This window comes from Bradyrhizobium sp. SRL28 (assembly GCF_018596315.1).
GTDB lineage: Bacteria > Pseudomonadota > Alphaproteobacteria > Rhizobiales > Xanthobacteraceae > Bradyrhizobium.
The window spans coordinates 1-368 of sequence record NZ_JAHEAG010000244.1 but is presented as its reverse complement, the minus strand read 5'-3'; the positions used below and the strand labels follow the sequence as shown (position 1 = coordinate 368).

General features: G+C 61.7%; 1 protein-coding gene. It reads right to left on the bottom strand.

Annotated features, from left to right (window positions below):
• Nucleotides 1–368: NAD-dependent epimerase/dehydratase family protein (locus KIP88_RS46190; protein WP_214494681.1), on the bottom strand; the 368-nt coding region annotated here is incomplete at both ends.

Sequence of the window (368 nt, the reverse complement as noted above, 5' to 3'; positions counted from 1 at the left end):
CGGATCAGGGCGGCGACGACGTGGCTGTATTCGGGATGATAATTGTCGCCGCGGCCATACAGATTGGTCGGCATCACATTGATGAAGTCGGCGCCATACTGGCTGCGATAGGCCTCCACCATCTTGATTCCCGCGATCTTGGCAACCGCATAGGGCTCGTTGGTCGGCTCCAGCGGCCCCGTCAGCATGGCATCCTCGCGCAACGGCTGCGGCGCCAGCTTGGGGTAGATGCAAGACGAGCCCAGGAACATCAGCTTCTCGGCGCCATGGACATGCGCCGCATGGATCACGTTGGTCGCAATCGCCAGATTGTCGTAGAGGAATTCGGCGCGCAGCGTGTTGTTGGCGACGATGCCGCCGACCTTGGC